We start from the raw sequence: 16,745 nt of genomic DNA on the forward strand, positions 1-16,745 counted from the left end.
TGTTGCTTTCATCTCAGATACCTTCTTTCTTCATGTGAACTTACGTACTAGTTAACTAGTTCAATGGAATAAAGTCAACACCTGATTTCAGTAAATTTGTTAAAACGCTATGATGAGCGTGATACAACATTTATTGAAACGGGAGCCGCCTTGAGCGACACGAATTACGCAGTGATTTACGACCTGCACAGTCATACAACGGCGTCCGATGGACGATTGACGCCTGAAGCGTTGGTACACCGTGCGGTAGAGATGCGAGTCGGAACACTGGCGATCACCGATCATGACACTACGGCAGCGATTCCGGCGGCAAGAGAAGAAATTTCACGTTCAGGTTTAGCGTTGAAGTTGATAGCGGGCGTTGAAATTTCCACGGTCTGGGAAAACCACGAAATCCACATCGTCGGTCTGAATATTGATATTGACCACCCCATGATGTGTGCGTTTCTGGCAGAACAAACCGCGCGTCGTCAGCAGCGTGCGCAGCTGATTGCTGAGCGGCTGGACAAAGCACATATCCCGGGCGCGTGGGAAGGCGCGTTACGTCTGGCTGACGGCGGGGCCGTCACGAGAGGCCATTTTGCGCGTTTCCTGGTCGAGAGCGGCAAAGCCACGACCATGGCAGACGTGTTTAAAAAATACCTTGCCCGTGGGAAAACCGGTTACGTTCCGCCGCAGTGGTGTACAATAGAACAAGCTATTGATGTCATTCATCATTCTGGCGGTAAGGCGGTGCTGGCCCATCCTGGTCGGTACGATCTTAGCGCTAAGTGGCTGAAAAGACTGGTTGCCTGGTTTGCCGAACATCACGGTGACGCGATGGAAGTGGCGCAGTGTCAACAGTCTCCCAATGAGCGTACCCATCTGGCGACCCTGGCGCGCCAGCATCAGCTGTGGGCATCACAAGGGTCTGATTTTCATCAGCCATGCCCGTGGATTGAATTGGGTCGCAAGCTCTGGTTGCCCGCAGGCGTTGAAGGCGTCTGGCAGCTTTGGGAACAGCCCGAGATCACAGAGAGGAAAGTATGAGTCAGTTTTTTTATATCCACCCTGATAACCCACAGCAACGCCTGATCAATCAGGCCGTTGAAATTGTGCGTAAAGGTGGGGTGATCGTTTATCCCACTGATTCCGGCTACGCGCTGGGCTGCAAAATCGAAGACAAAGGGGCGATGGAGCGTATTTGCCGTATCCGTCACCTGCCAGATGGACACAACTTCACGCTGATGTGCCGTGACCTGTCCGAACTGTCGACCTATTCGTTCGTGGACAACGTTGCTTTTCGTTTAATTAAAAACAATACGCCGGGCAACTACACCTTCATTCTGAAAGGTACGAAAGAAGTGCCGCGCCGGTTGCTGCAGGAAAAACGTAAAACTATCGGTCTGCGCGTACCGTCCAATCCGATTGCGCTCGCGTTGCTGGAAGCGTTGGGCGAGCCTATGCTCTCTACATCGCTGATGCTGCCGGGCAGCGAATTTACTGAGTCCGATCCCGAAGAAATCAAAGATCGTCTGGAGAAGCAGGTGGATTTGATTATCCACGGCGGGTATCTCGGTCAGCAGCCCACCACGGTTATTGATTTAACCGATGATTCGCCGGTAGTGTTGCGCGAAGGCGTTGGTGACGTTAAACCTTTCTTATAAGGGCGCAACTCGGTATACTACGCGGCCTTAAAATGGCGCTAACTGGCGCCGTTGATTCTCCTGTTCGACGCCTGTGAAGGCGACACCTAAAGGAAGCTCTATGAGCGAAAAGTTACAAAAAGTGCTGGCGCGTGCTGGCCACGGCTCTCGTCGTGAAATTGAAACCATCATTGCAGCAGGTCGCGTGAGCGTTGACGGCAAAATTGCCACGCTTGGCGATCGCGTTGATGTGACGCCGGGTCTGAAAATACGAATCGACGGTCATCTGATTTCGGTAAAAGAATCTGCAGAACAAATCTGTCGCGTTCTGGCGTATTACAAGCCGGAAGGTGAACTGTGTACCCGTAACGACCCGGAAGGTCGTCCGACCGTGTTTGACCGCCTGCCAAAGCTGCGCGATGCGCGCTGGATTGCCGTGGGTCGTCTGGACGTGAATACCTGTGGTTTACTGCTGTTCACCACCGATGGTGAACTGGCGAACCGTCTGATGCACCCGAGCCGTGAAGTTGAGCGTGAATACGCGGTGCGTGTGTTTGGCCAGGTGGATGAAACGAAACTGCGCGACCTGAGTCGTGGCGTGCAGCTGGAAGATGGTCCGGCCGCATTTAAAACCATCAAGTTCAGCGGCGGCGAAGGCATTAACCAGTGGTATAACGTCACCCTGACCGAAGGGCGCAACCGTGAAGTACGTCGCCTGTGGGAAGCTGTTGGTGTGCAGGTAAGCCGTTTGATTCGCGTACGTTACGGTGATATTCCGCTGCCGAAGGGCCTGCCGCGTGGTGGCTGGACGGAGCTTGACCTCGCCCAGACAAACTATCTGCGTCAACTGGTGGAACTGCAGCCGGAAACCAGCTCGAAGGTTGCCGTTGAGAAAGACCGTCGTCGTATGAAAGCGAACCAGATCCGCCGTGCGGTTAAACGTCACACCCAGGTCGGCGGTAGCCGTCGTCCGGGCGGTCGCAGCAACAACGGTTAATCATGAGTAGGCCTGATAAGCAAAGCGCCATCAGGCGTTAGCGTGGAGCCGGATGCGGCGCAAATGCCTTATCCGGCCTACACTCAATAATCGATCCCTATTTGGGCTTTCACGCCCGCTTCAAACGCATGCTTGACCGGGCGCAACTCGCTGACCGTGTCGGCTAATTCCAGAATATCGCGATGACATCCGCGACCGGTAATAATCACCGTCTGGTGTGACGGGCGAGCGCTTAAAGCACTGAGCACCTCTTCCAGCGGCAGATAGTCATACGCCACCATGTACGTTAATTCATCCAGAACGACCATATCCAACGTGGGATCGGCCAGCATCCGCTTACCATGCTCCCACACAGCCAGACAGGCAGCGGTGTCAGAATCTCGGTTTTGTGTTTCCCAGGTGAATCCCGTTGCCATCACTTGAAACTCCACACCGTGGGGTTCCAGTAAGTTTCGTTCGCCGTTGGGCCACGTGCCTTTAATGAATTGCACCACGCCGACTTTTTTACCGTGACCGACCGCGCGCGTGGCGGTACCAAATGCGGCGGTGGTTTTCCCCTTACCGTTGCCGGTAAAGACGATGATGATACCGCGCTCGTCTTTTGCTGCGGCAACGCGGGCGTCAACCCGGTCCTTTACACGTTGCTGACGCTGCTGATAACGTTCTTCACTCATTGGGCTATTCCTGGTCTACGGCCCGGCTGGGCGTCGAAGGTCATACCGGTTTTACGCCGGCTGTCGTCGCCCATCAGCCACAGGTACAGCGGCATAATGTCGGCGGGTGTTTTTAATTTCTGCGGATCTTCTGTTGGGAATGCGCTGGCTCGCATGCCGGTGCGCGTACCGCCTGGATTAATACAGTTTACGCGTAAATGACGGTTCTGATACTCGTCTGCCAGCACTTGCATCATGCCTTCGGTAGCAAATTTAGACGTGGCATAGGCTCCCCAGTTAGCGCGCCCCTGACGACCGACGCTGGACGAGGTAAAGACCAGCGATCCGGAATCAGACTTAAGCAACAAAGGAAGCAGCGCCTGAGTCAGCATAAAGGTGGCATTGACGTTCACCTGCATCACCTCCTGCCAGACCTGTGGAGTTTGTTCGCTCATTGGGCAGATTTCACCCAGTAGTCCGGCATTATGCAAAACGCCGTCCAGACGTGGATAATGGGCGGCGATTCGCTGCGCCAGTTCATGGCACTCAGCGGAAGTACAGGTTAGCAGATCCAGCCTAAACCACTGTGCAGGCGTGCCGTTTTCTGCGGCAACAGCCTGGGCAACGTGACGGAGTTTATCTTCATTGCGCCCAAGCAGAATAACGGTCGCGCCGTAGCGGGCATAGGTAAGCGCAGCTTCTCGACCGATGCCATCGCTGGCTCCGGTGACCAGAATAATGCGGTCCTGTAACAGATCTTGTTTAGGTTGGTAATGCACGGCTACTCCTCGGCGACGCTCTGGCCATCCCGTTTTCTATAACTTGTCGGTTTTATGCCTTAAACCCTGCTACTTTTCAATCAGCCAAAGGTAATAACACCGTAAAATGAACACTTTGTCATGCTTTTTACAGATTACCATGCGGATGGATGAAGCAAGACGGGCTAACATGCCTGTTGTACACTGAGCAAAAGTTGCGTTGTTTAACCAAGGTGGGATTCGTGGAATTGTTGTCTGAATATGGGCTGTTTTTGGCAAAAATCGTCACTGTGGTGGTGGCGATTGCGGTGATTGTTATGCTGATCGTCAATGCGACACAACGCAAGCGTCAGCGTGGTGAGCTACGGGTCATCAATCTCAGTGAACAATATAAAGAGATGAAAGAAGACCTGGCGATGTCTTTACTGGACAGCCACCAACAAAAACTCTGGCATAAAGCGCAGAAAAAAAAGCACAAGCTGGAAGCGAAGGCGGCCAAAGCCAAAGCAAAATTGGGGGAGAATACACTGTCGGGTAAACCGCGCGTCTGGGTACTTGATTTCAAAGGTAGTATGGATGCCCATGAAGTCAGTGCGCTGCGTGAAGAGGTAACGGCGGTGCTGGCAGTAGTAAAACCGCAGGATCAGGTGGTTATTCGTCTGGAAAGTCCCGGAGGCGTAGTCCACGGCTATGGGTTGGCGGCATCGCAATTGCAGCGTCTGCGCGATAAGCAGATCCCACTAACGGTGACGGTCGATAAGGTTGCCGCCAGCGGTGGATATATGATGGCTTGCGTGGCTGACAAAATAGTCTCGGCGCCGTTTGCCATTGTGGGCTCAATTGGCGTGGTGGCGCAGATCCCTAACTTTAACCGTTTCCTGAAAGGCAAAGACATTGATATCGAACTGCACACTGCCGGTCAGTATAAACGGACGCTGACGCTGCTTGGTGAGAACACGGAAGAGGGACGACAGAAATTCCGCGAAGATTTGAACGAAACGCATCACCTGTTTAAAGATTTTGTGCACCGTATGCGTCCGACTCTGGACATTGAACAGGTTGCCACCGGGGAACACTGGTTCGGCCAACAGGCGCTGGAAAACGGGCTGGTGGATGAGATCAATACCAGCGACGAGGTGATCCTGAGTTTGATGGACGGGCGCGAAGTGCTCAACGTACGCTATCTACAGCGTAAAAAACTGATGGACCGTTTCACCGGTAGCGCGGCGGAAAGCGCCGATCGCTTGCTGCTGCGCTGGTGGCAGCGTGGACAAAAACCGCTGATGTAACATCTTTATTGCCGGATGGCGATGCTAACGCGTCTTATCCGGCCTACAGGTTTGGATCAACGTAGACCGAGTAAGGCGCGGCTGCCATCCGGCAAGTCATTTCCCGCTTTAATCGATCAGGTGATACTTTTCAGAAAGGACATGTGCCAGGTGTTTAAACATATTAAACACCGCTGTGCTTTTGGGCGTAGGAAGCCCTTGCTCATCTAAAAAGTAATCTCCGCTGAAAACCAGCACGCCATAGCGCTGCGTCACACCGGTGGCGACAATCCCCGCCAGCGTGTCTTCATGCTCACGAATGATTTTGTTGGCTTCAATCAGCAGCGTTTCGCGATCGATGGGTTGAGTATCTTTATGCATTATTTACTCCTTAAACAAGGACATTAGTCTACGCCGAGCCCGCCTTATGGGCAAATATTCCCTGATTAAAACGGTGGTCTTATATCAGTGTCTCGACTGGCGAGATTTGTTTTTGCATGCTAATAAAGTTGCGTAACGCATTTTATCAGGTACAGTGTGACGCTTTCGTCAATCTGGCAACAGATTTGCTTGACATTCGACCAATATTCCGTCGTGCTTTAGCGAATTCGTGAAAAAAATCCTGTTAACTCAGTTACATGGGAGTTACATTACGAACCCGTAAACGGTACCAGGGTTGATATCCGCCGACGCAGAGACCATATCGATGTCTCGTCGCCAGTGGAAGGTGAATCAACGCGCGACGCATTCCTGGAAGAATCAAATTAGGTAAAGGTGAATATGGGTAAAGCTCTTGTCATCGTTGAGTCCCCGGCAAAAGCCAAAACGATCAACAAGTATCTGGGTAATGACTACGTGGTGAAATCCAGCGTCGGTCATATCCGTGATTTGCCGACCAGTGGCTCAGCAACTAAAAAGAGCGCCGACTCAACCTCCACCAAAACGGCTAAAAAGCCCAAAAAGGATGAACGTGGCGCTCTCGTCAACCGTATGGGGGTTGACCCGTGGCACGACTGGGATGCGCACTATGAAGTGCTGCCCGGTAAAGAGAAGGTCGTCTCTGAACTGAAACAACTGGCTGAAAAAGCCGACCACATCTATCTCGCAACCGACCTTGACCGCGAAGGGGAAGCCATTGCATGGCACCTGCGGGAAGTGATCGGGGGCGACGACACCCGCTACAGTCGCGTGGTGTTTAATGAAATTACCAAAAATGCCATTCAGCAGGCGTTTGAAAAACCGGGCGAACTGAACATCGACCGTGTAAATGCGCAACAGGCGCGCCGCTTTATGGACCGCGTTGTGGGCTATATGGTGTCGCCGCTGCTGTGGAAAAAGATTGCTCGTGGCCTGTCTGCCGGTCGCGTACAGTCGGTCGCCGTGCGCCTGGTGGTTGAGCGTGAACGTGAGATCAAGGCATTCGTTCCGGAAGAATTTTGGGAAATAGATGCCAGCACCACGACGCCTTCCGGTGACGCGCTGCCGCTCGAAGTCACGCATCACAACGATAAGCCATTCCGTCCGGTTAACCGCGAACAGACGCTTGCGGCGGTAAGCCTGCTGGAAAAAGCACGTTACAGCGTGCTGGAGCGTGAAGATAAGCCGACCAGCAGCAAACCTGGCGCGCCGTTCATCACCTCAACGCTGCAACAGGCTGCCAGCACCCGTTTGGGCTTTGGCGTGAAGAAAACCATGATGATGGCGCAGCGCTTGTATGAAGCGGGCTACATCACCTATATGCGTACTGACTCAACTAATCTGAGTCAGGATGCGGTTTCCATGGTCCGTGATTACATCGGCGAAAACTTTGGTAAAAAGTATTTGCCGGAGAGCGCGAATCAGTACGCCAGCAAAGAAAACTCGCAGGAAGCGCACGAAGCTATCCGTCCTTCAGACGTCGCTGTACTGGCGGAATCGCTGAAAGATATGGAAGCTGATGCGCAAAAACTGTATCAGCTGATTTGGCGTCAGTTTGTCGCCTGTCAGATGACGCCGGCTAAATATGACTCCACCACACTGACCGTTGGCGCGGGTGATTACCGCCTGAAAGCGCGTGGTCGTATTCTGCGGTTTGATGGCTGGACGAAGGTCATGCCAGCCCTGCGTAAAGGCGATGAAGATCGTATCTTACCGGCAGTGGATAAAGGCGATGTGCTGACATTGGTCGAACTGACGCCAGCACAGCACTTTACCAAACCGCCTGCGCGCTTCAGCGAAGCCTCACTGGTTAAAGAACTTGAAAAGCGTGGTATCGGTCGTCCATCTACCTATGCGTCGATCATCTCTACGATTCAGGATCGTGGCTATGTCCGTGTTGAGAACCGTCGTTTCTACGCAGAAAAAATGGGCGAAATTGTCACCGATCGTCTGGAAGAGAACTTCCGCGAATTGATGAACTACGATTTCACCGCGCAGATGGAAAACAGTCTCGACCAGGTGGCGAAGCATGAAGCCGAGTGGAAGGGCGTGCTCGACAACTTCTTCAGTGATTTTACTCAGCAACTGGAAAAAGCCGAGAAAGATCCTGAAGAGGGCGGTATGCGTCCGAACCAGATGGTGCTGACCAGTATCGACTGTCCAACCTGTAGTCGTCAGATGGGTATCCGTACGGCCAGTACCGGTGTATTCCTTGGTTGTTCCGGCTACGCGCTGCCTCCGAAGGAGCGCTGCAAAACCACCATTAACCTGGTGCCGGAAAATGAAGTGCTGAACGTGCTGGAAGGCGACGACGCGGAAACCAACGCGTTACGCGCGAAGCGCCGTTGCCAGAAGTGCGGCACGGCGATGGACAGCTACCTCATCGATCCAAAACGTAAACTGCATGTGTGTGGTAACAACCCAACCTGCGACGGTTACGAAATCGAAGAGGGCGAGTTCCGTATCAAGGGTTACGACGGTCCGATCGTCGAGTGCGAGAAATGCGGTTCTGAAATGCATCTGAAAATGGGGCGTTTCGGTAAATACATGGCGTGTACTAACGACGAGTGTAAAAACACCCGTAAGATCCTGCGTAACGGCGAAGTTGCGCCACCGAAGGAAGATCCGGTCCCGCTGCCGGAACTGCCGTGTGAAAAATCCGACGCGTATTTCGTGTTGCGTGATGGCGCTGCAGGTATTTTTCTGGCAGCGAACACCTTCCCGAAATCTCGTGAGACGCGCGCGCCGTTAGTGGAAGAGTTGTACCGCTTCCGCGATCGTTTACCGGAAAAACTGCGCTACCTCGCGGATGCGCCGCAAACCGATCCGGATGGCAACAAATCGATGGTGCGTTTCAGCCGTAAAACCAAGCAGCAGTACGTGGCTGCTGAGAAAGACGGTAAGGCGACCGGTTGGTCCGCATTCTTCGTTGACGGTAAATGGGTCGAAGGTAAGAAGTAACAGCCTGTCAGCAGAACTTCTCCTGAAAGGGTCGCGTAAGCGGCCCTTTTTTATAGGGGACGGTATCTATACAGCTCAGATTAAAATGATATAGTGGTTATAGTTAACAAACTTTTTATTATTAAATCGTATTAGCAGCGCGATACAGCCTGCTCATAAACGATGGTCTGATGCCGCTAATCTGGATGGTCTAACATGAAATTACAGCAACTTCGCTATATTGTTGAGGTGGTTAACCACAACCTTAATGTCTCCTCAACGGCTGAAGGGCTCTATACCTCCCAGCCGGGTATCAGTAAGCAAGTTCGTATGTTGGAAGACGAACTGGGTATCCAGATTTTTGCCCGTAGCGGTAAGCACCTGACGCAGGTTACCCCGGCGGGGCAAGAAGTCATTCGTATTGCGCGCGAAGTGTTGTCTAAAGTGGACGCCATTAAATCAGTTGCCGGTGAACATACCTGGCCGGACAAAGGCTCGCTGTATATTGCGACCACCCACACCCAGGCCCGCTATGCGCTGCCAAACGTGATTAAAGGCTTTATCGAGCGCTATCCTCGCGTTTCTTTGCATATGCATCAAGGGTCGCCGACGCAAATTGCGGAAGCCGTGTCGAAAGGTAACGCAGATTTTGCCATTGCGACCGAAGCGCTGCACTTGTACGACGATTTGGTGATGCTGCCGTGCTATCACTGGAATCGTTCGATCGTCGTCACGCCGGACCACCCGCTGGCGGGCAAATCCTCCGTGTCGATTGAAGAACTTGCGCAATACCCGCTGGTGACCTACACCTTTGGCTTTACCGGACGTTCAGAACTGGACACCGCGTTTAACCGGGCGGGCCTGGAACCACGTATTGTCTTTACCGCGACCGATGCTGATGTCATTAAAACCTACGTAAGGCTCGGGCTGGGCGTGGGCGTGATTGCCAGCATGGCGGTCGATCCTGTTTCCGATCCGGATTTGGTACGCGTTGACGCGCATGATGTCTTCAGCCATAGCACCACCAAAATTGGTTTTCGTCGTAGTACGTTCCTGCGTAGCTACATGTATGATTTTATTCAGCGTTTTGCGCCGCATCTGACGCGCGACGTGGTGGACACGGCGGTCGCGTTACGTTCTAACGATGATATAGAAGCGATGTTTAAAGATATTAAATTGCCGGAAAAATAATGACGGGGCAGGTATCGCCGGTAGCGCTGTACGATAAGCGTTACCGGTGGGTGAGTCGAAATTAATTATATTAACCGCATATTATTTAAGGGGAATATTCGCTAAAGTAGTTTTAAATTAGAAAAGCTGCTCAAAACCCTGTCAAATATTTATATCGGATCAAACAATTGATTTATTCACGGATCAGAATTCGAAAATTAACTGGCTTTTTCACGCCATTTTCTTTAGGATTTCTCTTATCTGATGATTAATTGTACCAATCGTTTGGTGCCAATATGATAAGTGATTTCGATAGTATGAGGTTAGCGATGCCTTCTGGAAACCAGCCAGCACGCCGGGATCCCGCGCTGAAACGTAAAGCATGGTTCACGGTCTTTCTCGGTTCAGTCCTGTTCTGGATTGTGGTTGCACTGGTGATTTGGAACGTGTGGGGCTAGAGATGTCCGTCCAGCAACAGCAGCCCAAGTCTCCAGCTTCTCAGCAGAATAATGAGCACGCGCAGGAGACGACCACTGAATCTGGGAAGAATGTTCCTGACGAGTGGCAACTTTCCCCACAACAGCGGGCTTTTATCGATCTCTTCGATGAAGACGAAGAACAAAAATAATCATCAACACGCGTTGTAGACTTATTCTGATTAACCACCATTTTTAATGACGTAATTCCAGCGCAATCGGCACGCATATAAAACAGTGAATGACTGGTTGCGTGCTTCATTGCACCACAATTGAGCCTCATCCACCTTCATGTCTTAATTCTTCTTTACCGCCATTCATATCTTCCGCTTTTATCAATTTGAGTTGTTATCAAAGCGTTACATTTTGTTTGTGTTATCTTTAATACTAACCCTGAGAAAAATCAGGGATCCCACCCTGTCATTAAAGGAGGAGCTATGTCGTCGACCCTACGCGAAGCCAGTAAGGACACATTGCAGGTTAAAGATAAAACCTACCATTACTACAGTTTGCCTCTGGCCGCCAAATCACTGGGTGATATCACCCGTCTGCCCAAATCGCTAAAAGTCTTGCTGGAAAACCTGCTGCGCTGGCAGGACGGTGATTCAGTTACTGAAGAAGATATTCATTCTCTGGCGCGATGGCTGGACAATGCCCATGCCGATCGCGAGATTGCGTATCGACCCGCTCGTGTGCTGATGCAGGATTTTACCGGCGTTCCGGCGGTGGTCGATCTGGCGGCCATGCGCGAAGCGGTTAAACGCCTTGGCGGTGATACGGCGAAAGTGAACCCACTTTCCCCTGTTGATCTGGTTATTGACCACTCGGTGACGGTGGATCGTTTTGGTGACGATGATGCTTTCGAAGAGAACGTACGCCTGGAAATGGAGCGCAACCACGAGCGCTATGTGTTTCTGAAATGGGGGCAGCAAGCGTTCAGTCGCTTTAGCGTTGTGCCGCCGGGGACGGGGATCTGTCACCAGGTTAACCTCGAATACCTGGGAAAAGCGGTGTGGAGTGAATTGCAGAATGACGAGTGGGTGGCTTACCCGGATACGCTGGTCGGTACCGACTCCCATACTACGATGATTAACGGCCTCGGCGTACTGGGGTGGGGCGTGGGAGGGATTGAAGCGGAAGCCGCAATGCTGGGGCAGCCGGTCTCGATGCTGATCCCGGATGTCGTGGGTTTCAAACTGGACGGGAAACTGCGTGAGGGGATTACCGCCACCGACCTGGTCCTGACCGTAACCCAGATGCTGCGTAAGCACGGCGTGGTCGGGAAATTTGTTGAATTCTATGGTGATGGCCTCGATACGCTGCCTCTGGCCGATCGTGCCACCATCGCCAATATGGCGCCGGAATATGGCGCGACCTGCGGTTTCTTCCCTATTGATGGCGTCACACTCGAATATATGCGCCTGAGTGGCCGCAGCGAAGAGCAAGTCGAACTGGTCGAGTCCTACGCCAAAGCGCAGGGGATGTGGCGTAATACAGGCGATGCGCCGGTGTTTACCAGTTCGCTGGAACTGAACATGGCCGATGTGGAAGCCAGCCTGGCCGGACCGAAGCGTCCGCAGGATCGGGTTGCACTGGGAGATGTCCCGAAAGCATTTGCGGCAAGCAATGAACTTGAGCTGAACAGTTCACACAAAGACCGCCAGCCGGTGGGCTATGTTCTGAACGGTCATCAATACCAGCTACCGGATGGTGCAGTGGTGATTGCGGCCATTACCTCCTGTACCAATACTTCAAACCCGAGTGTATTGATGGCGGCGGGTTTACTGGCGAAAAAAGCGGTCACTCTCGGTCTGAAACGTCAGCCGTGGGTAAAAGCCTCGCTGGCTCCTGGCTCAAAAGTGGTGTCTGACTATCTGGCACAGGCTCGACTGACACCGTATCTCGATGAACTGGGGTTCAATCTGGTTGGATACGGCTGTACCACCTGTATCGGCAACTCAGGCCCGTTACCCGATCCGATCGAAACAGCGATTAAAAAAGGCGACCTTACGGTGGGGGCGGTACTTTCCGGTAACCGTAACTTTGAAGGGCGTATTCATCCGTTGGTAAAAACGAACTGGCTGGCGTCTCCGCCGCTGGTCGTGGCCTATGCCCTTGCGGGCAATATGAACATCAACCTGACCAAAGATCCGCTCGGTCATGACCAAAAAGGCGATCCCGTTTATCTGAAAGATATTTGGCCTTCGGCACGGGAAATTGCCCGCGCTGTTGAACAGGTATCCACGGAGATGTTCCACAAAGAGTATGCGGAAGTGTTTGAAGGCACGCCAGAATGGAAAGCGATCAATGTTGATCGTGCAGATACCTACGGCTGGCAGTCCGATTCGACCTATATTCGCCTTTCGCCGTTCTTTGATGGCATGCAGGCTATGCCGGACCCGGTACAGGATATTCATGGTGCGCGTATTCTGGCGATGCTGGGGGATTCGGTGACCACCGACCATATTTCTCCCGCAGGGAGTATTAAGGCGGACAGTCCAGCAGGACGTTATCTGCAGAGTCACGGCGTCGAACGTCGGGATTTTAACTCCTATGGTTCACGACGTGGAAACCATGAAGTGATGATGCGCGGTACATTTGCCAACATTCGTATTCGCAATGAAATGGTTCCAGGTATTGAAGGGGGGATGACTCGCCATTTACCGGGGACGGAGGTGGTGGCCATTTACGATGCCGCCATGCGTTATCAGCAGGAGAACGTACCACTGGCGGTGATTGCCGGTAAGGAGTACGGTTCTGGCTCCAGTCGCGATTGGGCGGCGAAAGGCCCTCGTTTACTGGGTATTCGCGTGGTCATTGCGGAATCGTTTGAACGTATTCACCGATCCAACCTGATTGGCATGGGGATCCTGCCGCTGGAGTTCCCACAAGGGGTCACGCGTAAAACGTTGGGGCTCACCGGTGAAGAAGTGATTGATATTACTGATTTGCAAAAGATTCAACCGGGCGCAACAATTGCGGTGAATATGGTGCGCGCAGATGGCAGCAAAGAGGTAATTTTGTGTCGCTGCCGCATCGATACCGCCACGGAGTTAACCTACTACCAGAACGACGGTATTTTGCACTATGTGATTCGTAATATGCTGAAGTAAAAAGTGAAAAGCCTGCGTAAGCAGGCTTTTCATGGAGGCAGGCGCATGTGCAATTATCGGGTGGTTACTCGCTCAATAAATGGCCCATTTTGGCAGCTTTGGTATCCAGATAATGCGCATTTTTCGGGTTCCGTCCTACGATCAGCGGTACGCGCTCGACAATATTAATGCCCGCTTCAGTCAGAATTTCTACTTTCTTCGGGTTATTGGTCAGCAGTCGTACAGCATCTACGCCCAGTAGCTTAAACATATCTGCGCACAGGGTGAAATCGCGTTCGTCGGCGGCAAAACCTAACTGGTGGTTGGCTTCAACGGTATCGTAGCCTTGATCCTGCAATGCATAGGCGCGGATTTTATTCAGCAGACCGATGTTGCGTCCTTCCTGACGATGGTAGAGCAGAATACCACGGCCTTCTTCAGCAATATGCGAGAGCGCAGCCTCCAGTTGGAAACCGCAATCGCAACGCAGGCTAAACAGCGCATCGCCGGTCAGACATTCGGAATGGACGCGTGCCAGGACCGGTGTTTGACCAGAAATATCGCCAAAAACCAGCGCAACATGATCGTGCCCGGTTGCCAGTTCTTCAAATCCCACCATCAGGAAATCACCCCATGGGGTTGGCAGTTTGGCTTCTGCCACACGTTTAAGCTGCATGTATTTCTCCAGATTACGCGGCACTCTTCATGCCGTCGCCTATTGGCATCCTCTATTGCACTATTTTGCCATAAGCATGCGGTGTTCGCCTAATTGCGACGGTGCTTTCGCATTTGCAATGGCACAAAATTGTCAATTTCCCCGACGCGCACTTTTTTCGGTTATGATTGTGAGACTTATCGACGAAAGGAGATGTAATGCTTTCTATCGCAAAGCGAACTGCCGTAGGCGCGGCACTGTTGCTGATCATGCCGATGTCCGTATGGATATCTGGCTGGAGTTGGCAACCAGGGCACAATGTCTGGTGGTTAAAATCCTTATACTGGATAACGGAGACGGTGACCCAACCCTGGGGAATTATTACGCATGTTTCCCTGTGTGTGTGGTTTCTGTGGTGTTTGCGATTTCGTCTGAAAGCCGCGATGATGCTGTTCGCGATCCTTGCCGGGGCAATTTTGATCGGCCAGGGGGTAAAGTCCTGGGTAAAAGAAAGAGTTCAGGAGCCCAGACCCTTTGTGGTTTGGCTGGAAAAAACGCACCATGTTCCTGTCGATGAGTTCTACACTTTAAAGCGTAAAGAACGCGGACATTTAGTAAAAGAACAATTATCAGGACAGCAGGAGATTCCGACCTTTTTACGTCAGCACTGGCAAAAAGAAACGGGCTTCGCATTTCCCTCCGGACATACCATGTTTGCTGCAAGCTGGGCTTTACTGGCTGTGGGGCTGTTATGGCCGCGCAGACGCACGCTGACAATTGTTTTCTTGTTGGTTTGGGCTACGGGCGTGATGGGGAGTCGCTTGCTGCTGGGCATGCACTGGCCGCGTGATTTAGTGGTAGCTACGTTGATATCGTGGTTACTTGTCACGCTGGCGGCATGGCTTGCACAGCGGGTCTGTGGACCCTTAACACCGCCGGTGCAGGAACAACAAGAAATCGCGCAGCGTGAACAAGAAAGCTGACTGCGATTGATTTTTCGCGTTTTGCCCTTAAATCATAGAGAGTCAGGCGCTTTTCCGTTTCGCACTCGTCGCGAAAATGGTAATTTAAAGGGCTCAACGCGGTAAGTTGTACACGATTTATTCGCTCAAACCACATAACGGGAAGTAATGTGAAATATTTACTCATTTTCTTACTGGTGTTGGCGATTTTTGTTATTTCGGTGACATTAGGTGCGCAAAACGATCAACAGGTAACGTTTAACTACCTGCTGGCTCAAGGGGAGTATCGTATTTCTACGCTGCTTGCCGTGTTGTTTGCCGCGGGATTTGCCATTGGTTGGCTAATTTGTGGCCTTTTCTGGCTGAAGGTCCGCGTATCTCTTGCGCGTGCCGAACGTAAAATTAAACGACTGGAAAACCAGCTTACGCCTGCGACCGACGTTGCGGTATCTGCCGATTCGTCGGTTGTGAAGGAATAATTATTTATGCTGGAGTTGTTGTTTCTGCTTTTACCTGTAGCCGCTGCCTATGGGTGGTATATGGGTCGCAGAAGTGCGCAACAAACAAAACAGGACGAAGCTAACCGTTTGTCGCGAGACTATGTCGCCGGGGTTAACTTCCTCCTGAGTAACCAACAAGATAAAGCGGTGGATCTGTTCCTCGATATGTTGAAAGAGGATACCGGCACCGTTGAGGCTCATCTCACCCTCGGAAACCTGTTCCGCTCGCGCGGTGAAGTCGATCGTGCTATCCGTATACATCAAACTCTCATGGAAAGTGCGTCGCTGACCTACGAACAGCGTTTGCTGGCTGTGCAGCAACTGGGACGCGACTACATGGCCGCAGGTCTGTATGACCGCGCGGAAGACATGTTCAATCAGCTCACTGATGAGACCGATTTCCGCGTAGGGGCGCTGCAGCAACTGTTGCAGATTTATCAGGCAACCAGTGAGTGGCAAAAGGCTATTGACGTTGCGGAACGCCTGGTGAAGCTCGGCAAAGATAAACAGCGTATCGAGATCGCACACTTTTACTGCGAACTGGCCCTCCAGCAACTAGGTAGCGACGACATGGATCGCGCCATGACGTTGCTGAGAAAAGGTGCGGCAGCTGACAAAAACAGTGCACGGGTTTCCATCATGATGGGGCGCGTGTATATGATGAAAGGGGACTATGCGAAGGCGGTCGAAAGCCTGCAACGTGTTATTTCCCAGGACAAAGAGCTGGTCAGCGAAACGCTGGACATGCTACAGAGTTGCTACCAGCAACTTGGTAAAAACGACGAGTGGGCGGAGTTCTTACGCCGCGCTGTAGAGGAAAATACCGGTGCGGCCGCTGAGTTGATGCTGGCGGATATCCTTGAAGCGCGTGAGGGTAGCGATACGGCGCAGGTCTATATCACCCGTCAGTTGCAGCGTCATCCCACAATGCGCGTCTTTCACAAACTGATGGACTATCACCTCAATGAAGCAGAAGAAGGGCGCGCCAAAGAGAGCCTGATGGTGCTGCGGGATATGGTTGGCGAGCAGGTGCGCAGCAAGCCTCGCTATCGCTGTCAGAAATGTGGGTTTACCGCCTACACGCTGTACTGGCATTGCCCGTCCTGTCGTTCATGGTCAACCATTAAGCCAATTCGCGGTCTTGATGGCTTGTAATTAAAAAAACACTCACTTTAGTTACAACATCCTTATTTGTTATTACCACTACCTACGCATTACCTCCGTGCCACATC

At 52.1% G+C, this 16,745-nt stretch carries 16 protein-coding genes; 12 read left to right on the forward strand and 4 right to left on the reverse strand.

Going from position 1 to position 16,745, the window contains the following annotated elements; all coding sequences use genetic code 11:
• The first annotated feature begins 150 nt into the window (after positions 1-150).
• The 3 genes from rnm to rluB all read left to right on the forward strand — a co-directional run bounded on the left by rnm (position 151) and on the right by rluB (position 2,622).
• A complete protein-coding gene (rnm, locus tag IMQ48_RS10780; protein WP_196209021.1) occupies positions 151-1,029 on the forward strand; it encodes an RNase AM in 879 nt (292 codons plus the stop codon).
• Positions 1,026-1,646: an L-threonylcarbamoyladenylate synthase gene (locus tag IMQ48_RS10785; RefSeq protein WP_096756817.1), complete on the forward strand. Its 621-nt coding sequence runs from the start codon at positions 1,026-1,028 to the stop codon at positions 1,644-1,646. The genes rnm and IMQ48_RS10785 overlap by 4 nt, the downstream gene beginning before the upstream one ends.
• Positions 1,647-1,746: 100 nt before the next feature.
• A complete protein-coding gene (gene rluB, locus IMQ48_RS10790) occupies positions 1,747-2,622 on the forward strand; it encodes a 23S rRNA pseudouridine(2605) synthase RluB (RefSeq protein ID WP_196209022.1) in 876 nt (291 codons plus the stop codon).
• Between the two features lie 83 nt (positions 2,623-2,705).
• Here rluB and cobO read toward each other — a convergent pair whose 3' ends face one another.
• Positions 2,706-3,296, reverse strand: a complete 591-nt coding sequence (cobO, locus tag IMQ48_RS10795; protein ID WP_196209023.1) for a cob(I)yrinic acid a,c-diamide adenosyltransferase — start codon at positions 3,294-3,296, stop codon at positions 2,706-2,708.
• Positions 3,293-4,054 carry a YciK family oxidoreductase gene (locus IMQ48_RS10800; RefSeq protein ID WP_196209024.1) on the reverse strand — a complete coding sequence of 254 codons (762 nt, stop codon included), beginning with the start codon at positions 4,052-4,054 and terminating at the stop codon, positions 3,293-3,295. Before IMQ48_RS10800 ends, cobO begins: the two co-directional genes overlap by 4 nt.
• Before the next feature lie 221 nt (positions 4,055-4,275).
• Between IMQ48_RS10800 and sohB the strand changes: the two genes are divergently transcribed.
• The gene (gene sohB, locus IMQ48_RS10805; protein WP_196209025.1) at positions 4,276-5,322 is read left to right on the forward strand and encodes a protease SohB; all 1,047 of its coding nucleotides are present in this window, start codon (positions 4,276-4,278) and stop codon (positions 5,320-5,322) included.
• Positions 5,323-5,430: 108 nt separating this feature from the next.
• Here the strand turns inward: sohB and IMQ48_RS10810 are convergent, their stop codons facing one another.
• Positions 5,431-5,682, reverse strand: a complete 252-nt coding sequence (locus IMQ48_RS10810; RefSeq protein ID WP_196209026.1) for a YciN family protein — start codon at positions 5,680-5,682, stop codon at positions 5,431-5,433.
• 399 nt (positions 5,683-6,081) lie between these two features.
• Here IMQ48_RS10810 and topA point away from each other — a divergent pair, with 399 nt between their 5' ends.
• The 5 genes from topA to acnA all read left to right on the forward strand — a co-directional run bounded on the left by topA (position 6,082) and on the right by acnA (position 13,417).
• Positions 6,082-8,679 (forward strand): type I DNA topoisomerase, encoded by a 2,598-nt coding sequence (topA, locus tag IMQ48_RS10815; RefSeq protein WP_196209027.1) that lies wholly within the window; start codon positions 6,082-6,084, stop codon positions 8,677-8,679.
• Between the two features lie 195 nt (positions 8,680-8,874).
• Positions 8,875-9,849 carry an HTH-type transcriptional regulator CysB gene (gene cysB, locus IMQ48_RS10820; RefSeq protein WP_045443507.1) on the forward strand — a complete coding sequence of 325 codons (975 nt, stop codon included), beginning with the start codon at positions 8,875-8,877 and terminating at the stop codon, positions 9,847-9,849.
• 296 nt (positions 9,850-10,145) lie between these two features.
• Positions 10,146-10,286 carry a YmiA family putative membrane protein gene (locus IMQ48_RS10825; protein WP_230326373.1) on the forward strand — a complete coding sequence of 47 codons (141 nt, stop codon included), beginning with the start codon at positions 10,146-10,148 and terminating at the stop codon, positions 10,284-10,286.
• Between the two features lie 2 nt (positions 10,287-10,288).
• Positions 10,289-10,456, forward strand: a complete 168-nt coding sequence (locus IMQ48_RS10830) for a hypothetical protein (protein WP_196209029.1) — start codon at positions 10,289-10,291, stop codon at positions 10,454-10,456.
• A 285-nt stretch (positions 10,457-10,741) separates the two neighbouring features.
• Positions 10,742-13,417 carry an aconitate hydratase AcnA gene (gene acnA, locus IMQ48_RS10835; protein ID WP_196209030.1) on the forward strand — a complete coding sequence of 892 codons (2,676 nt, stop codon included), beginning with the start codon at positions 10,742-10,744 and terminating at the stop codon, positions 13,415-13,417.
• Positions 13,418-13,481: 64 nt separating this feature from the next.
• On the opposite strand, the gene ribA is transcribed toward acnA, so the two are convergent.
• Positions 13,482-14,072, reverse strand: a complete 591-nt coding sequence (gene ribA / locus IMQ48_RS10840) for a GTP cyclohydrolase II (RefSeq protein ID WP_196209031.1) — start codon at positions 14,070-14,072, stop codon at positions 13,482-13,484.
• A 197-nt stretch (positions 14,073-14,269) separates the two neighbouring features.
• Between ribA and pgpB the strand changes: the two genes are divergently transcribed.
• The 3 genes from pgpB (at position 14,270) to lapB (ending at position 16,668) form a co-directional block, all read left to right on the forward strand.
• A complete protein-coding gene (gene pgpB / locus IMQ48_RS10845) occupies positions 14,270-15,034 on the forward strand; it encodes a phosphatidylglycerophosphatase B (RefSeq protein ID WP_196209032.1) in 765 nt (254 codons plus the stop codon).
• Positions 15,035-15,183: 149 nt separating this feature from the next.
• On the forward strand, positions 15,184-15,492 hold the full coding sequence (locus IMQ48_RS10850; RefSeq protein ID WP_003020595.1) for a LapA family protein: 309 nt from the start codon (positions 15,184-15,186) through the stop codon (positions 15,490-15,492).
• A gap of 6 nt (positions 15,493-15,498) precedes the next feature.
• Positions 15,499-16,668, forward strand: coding sequence for a lipopolysaccharide assembly protein LapB (gene lapB / locus IMQ48_RS10855; RefSeq protein ID WP_196209033.1), 1,170 nt, complete (start codon positions 15,499-15,501; stop codon positions 16,666-16,668).
• Positions 16,669-16,745 lie beyond the last annotated feature (77 nt).

Source organism: Citrobacter sp. Res13-Sevr-PEB04-36, from assembly GCF_015672735.1.
Taxonomy (GTDB): domain Bacteria; phylum Pseudomonadota; class Gammaproteobacteria; order Enterobacterales; family Enterobacteriaceae; genus Citrobacter.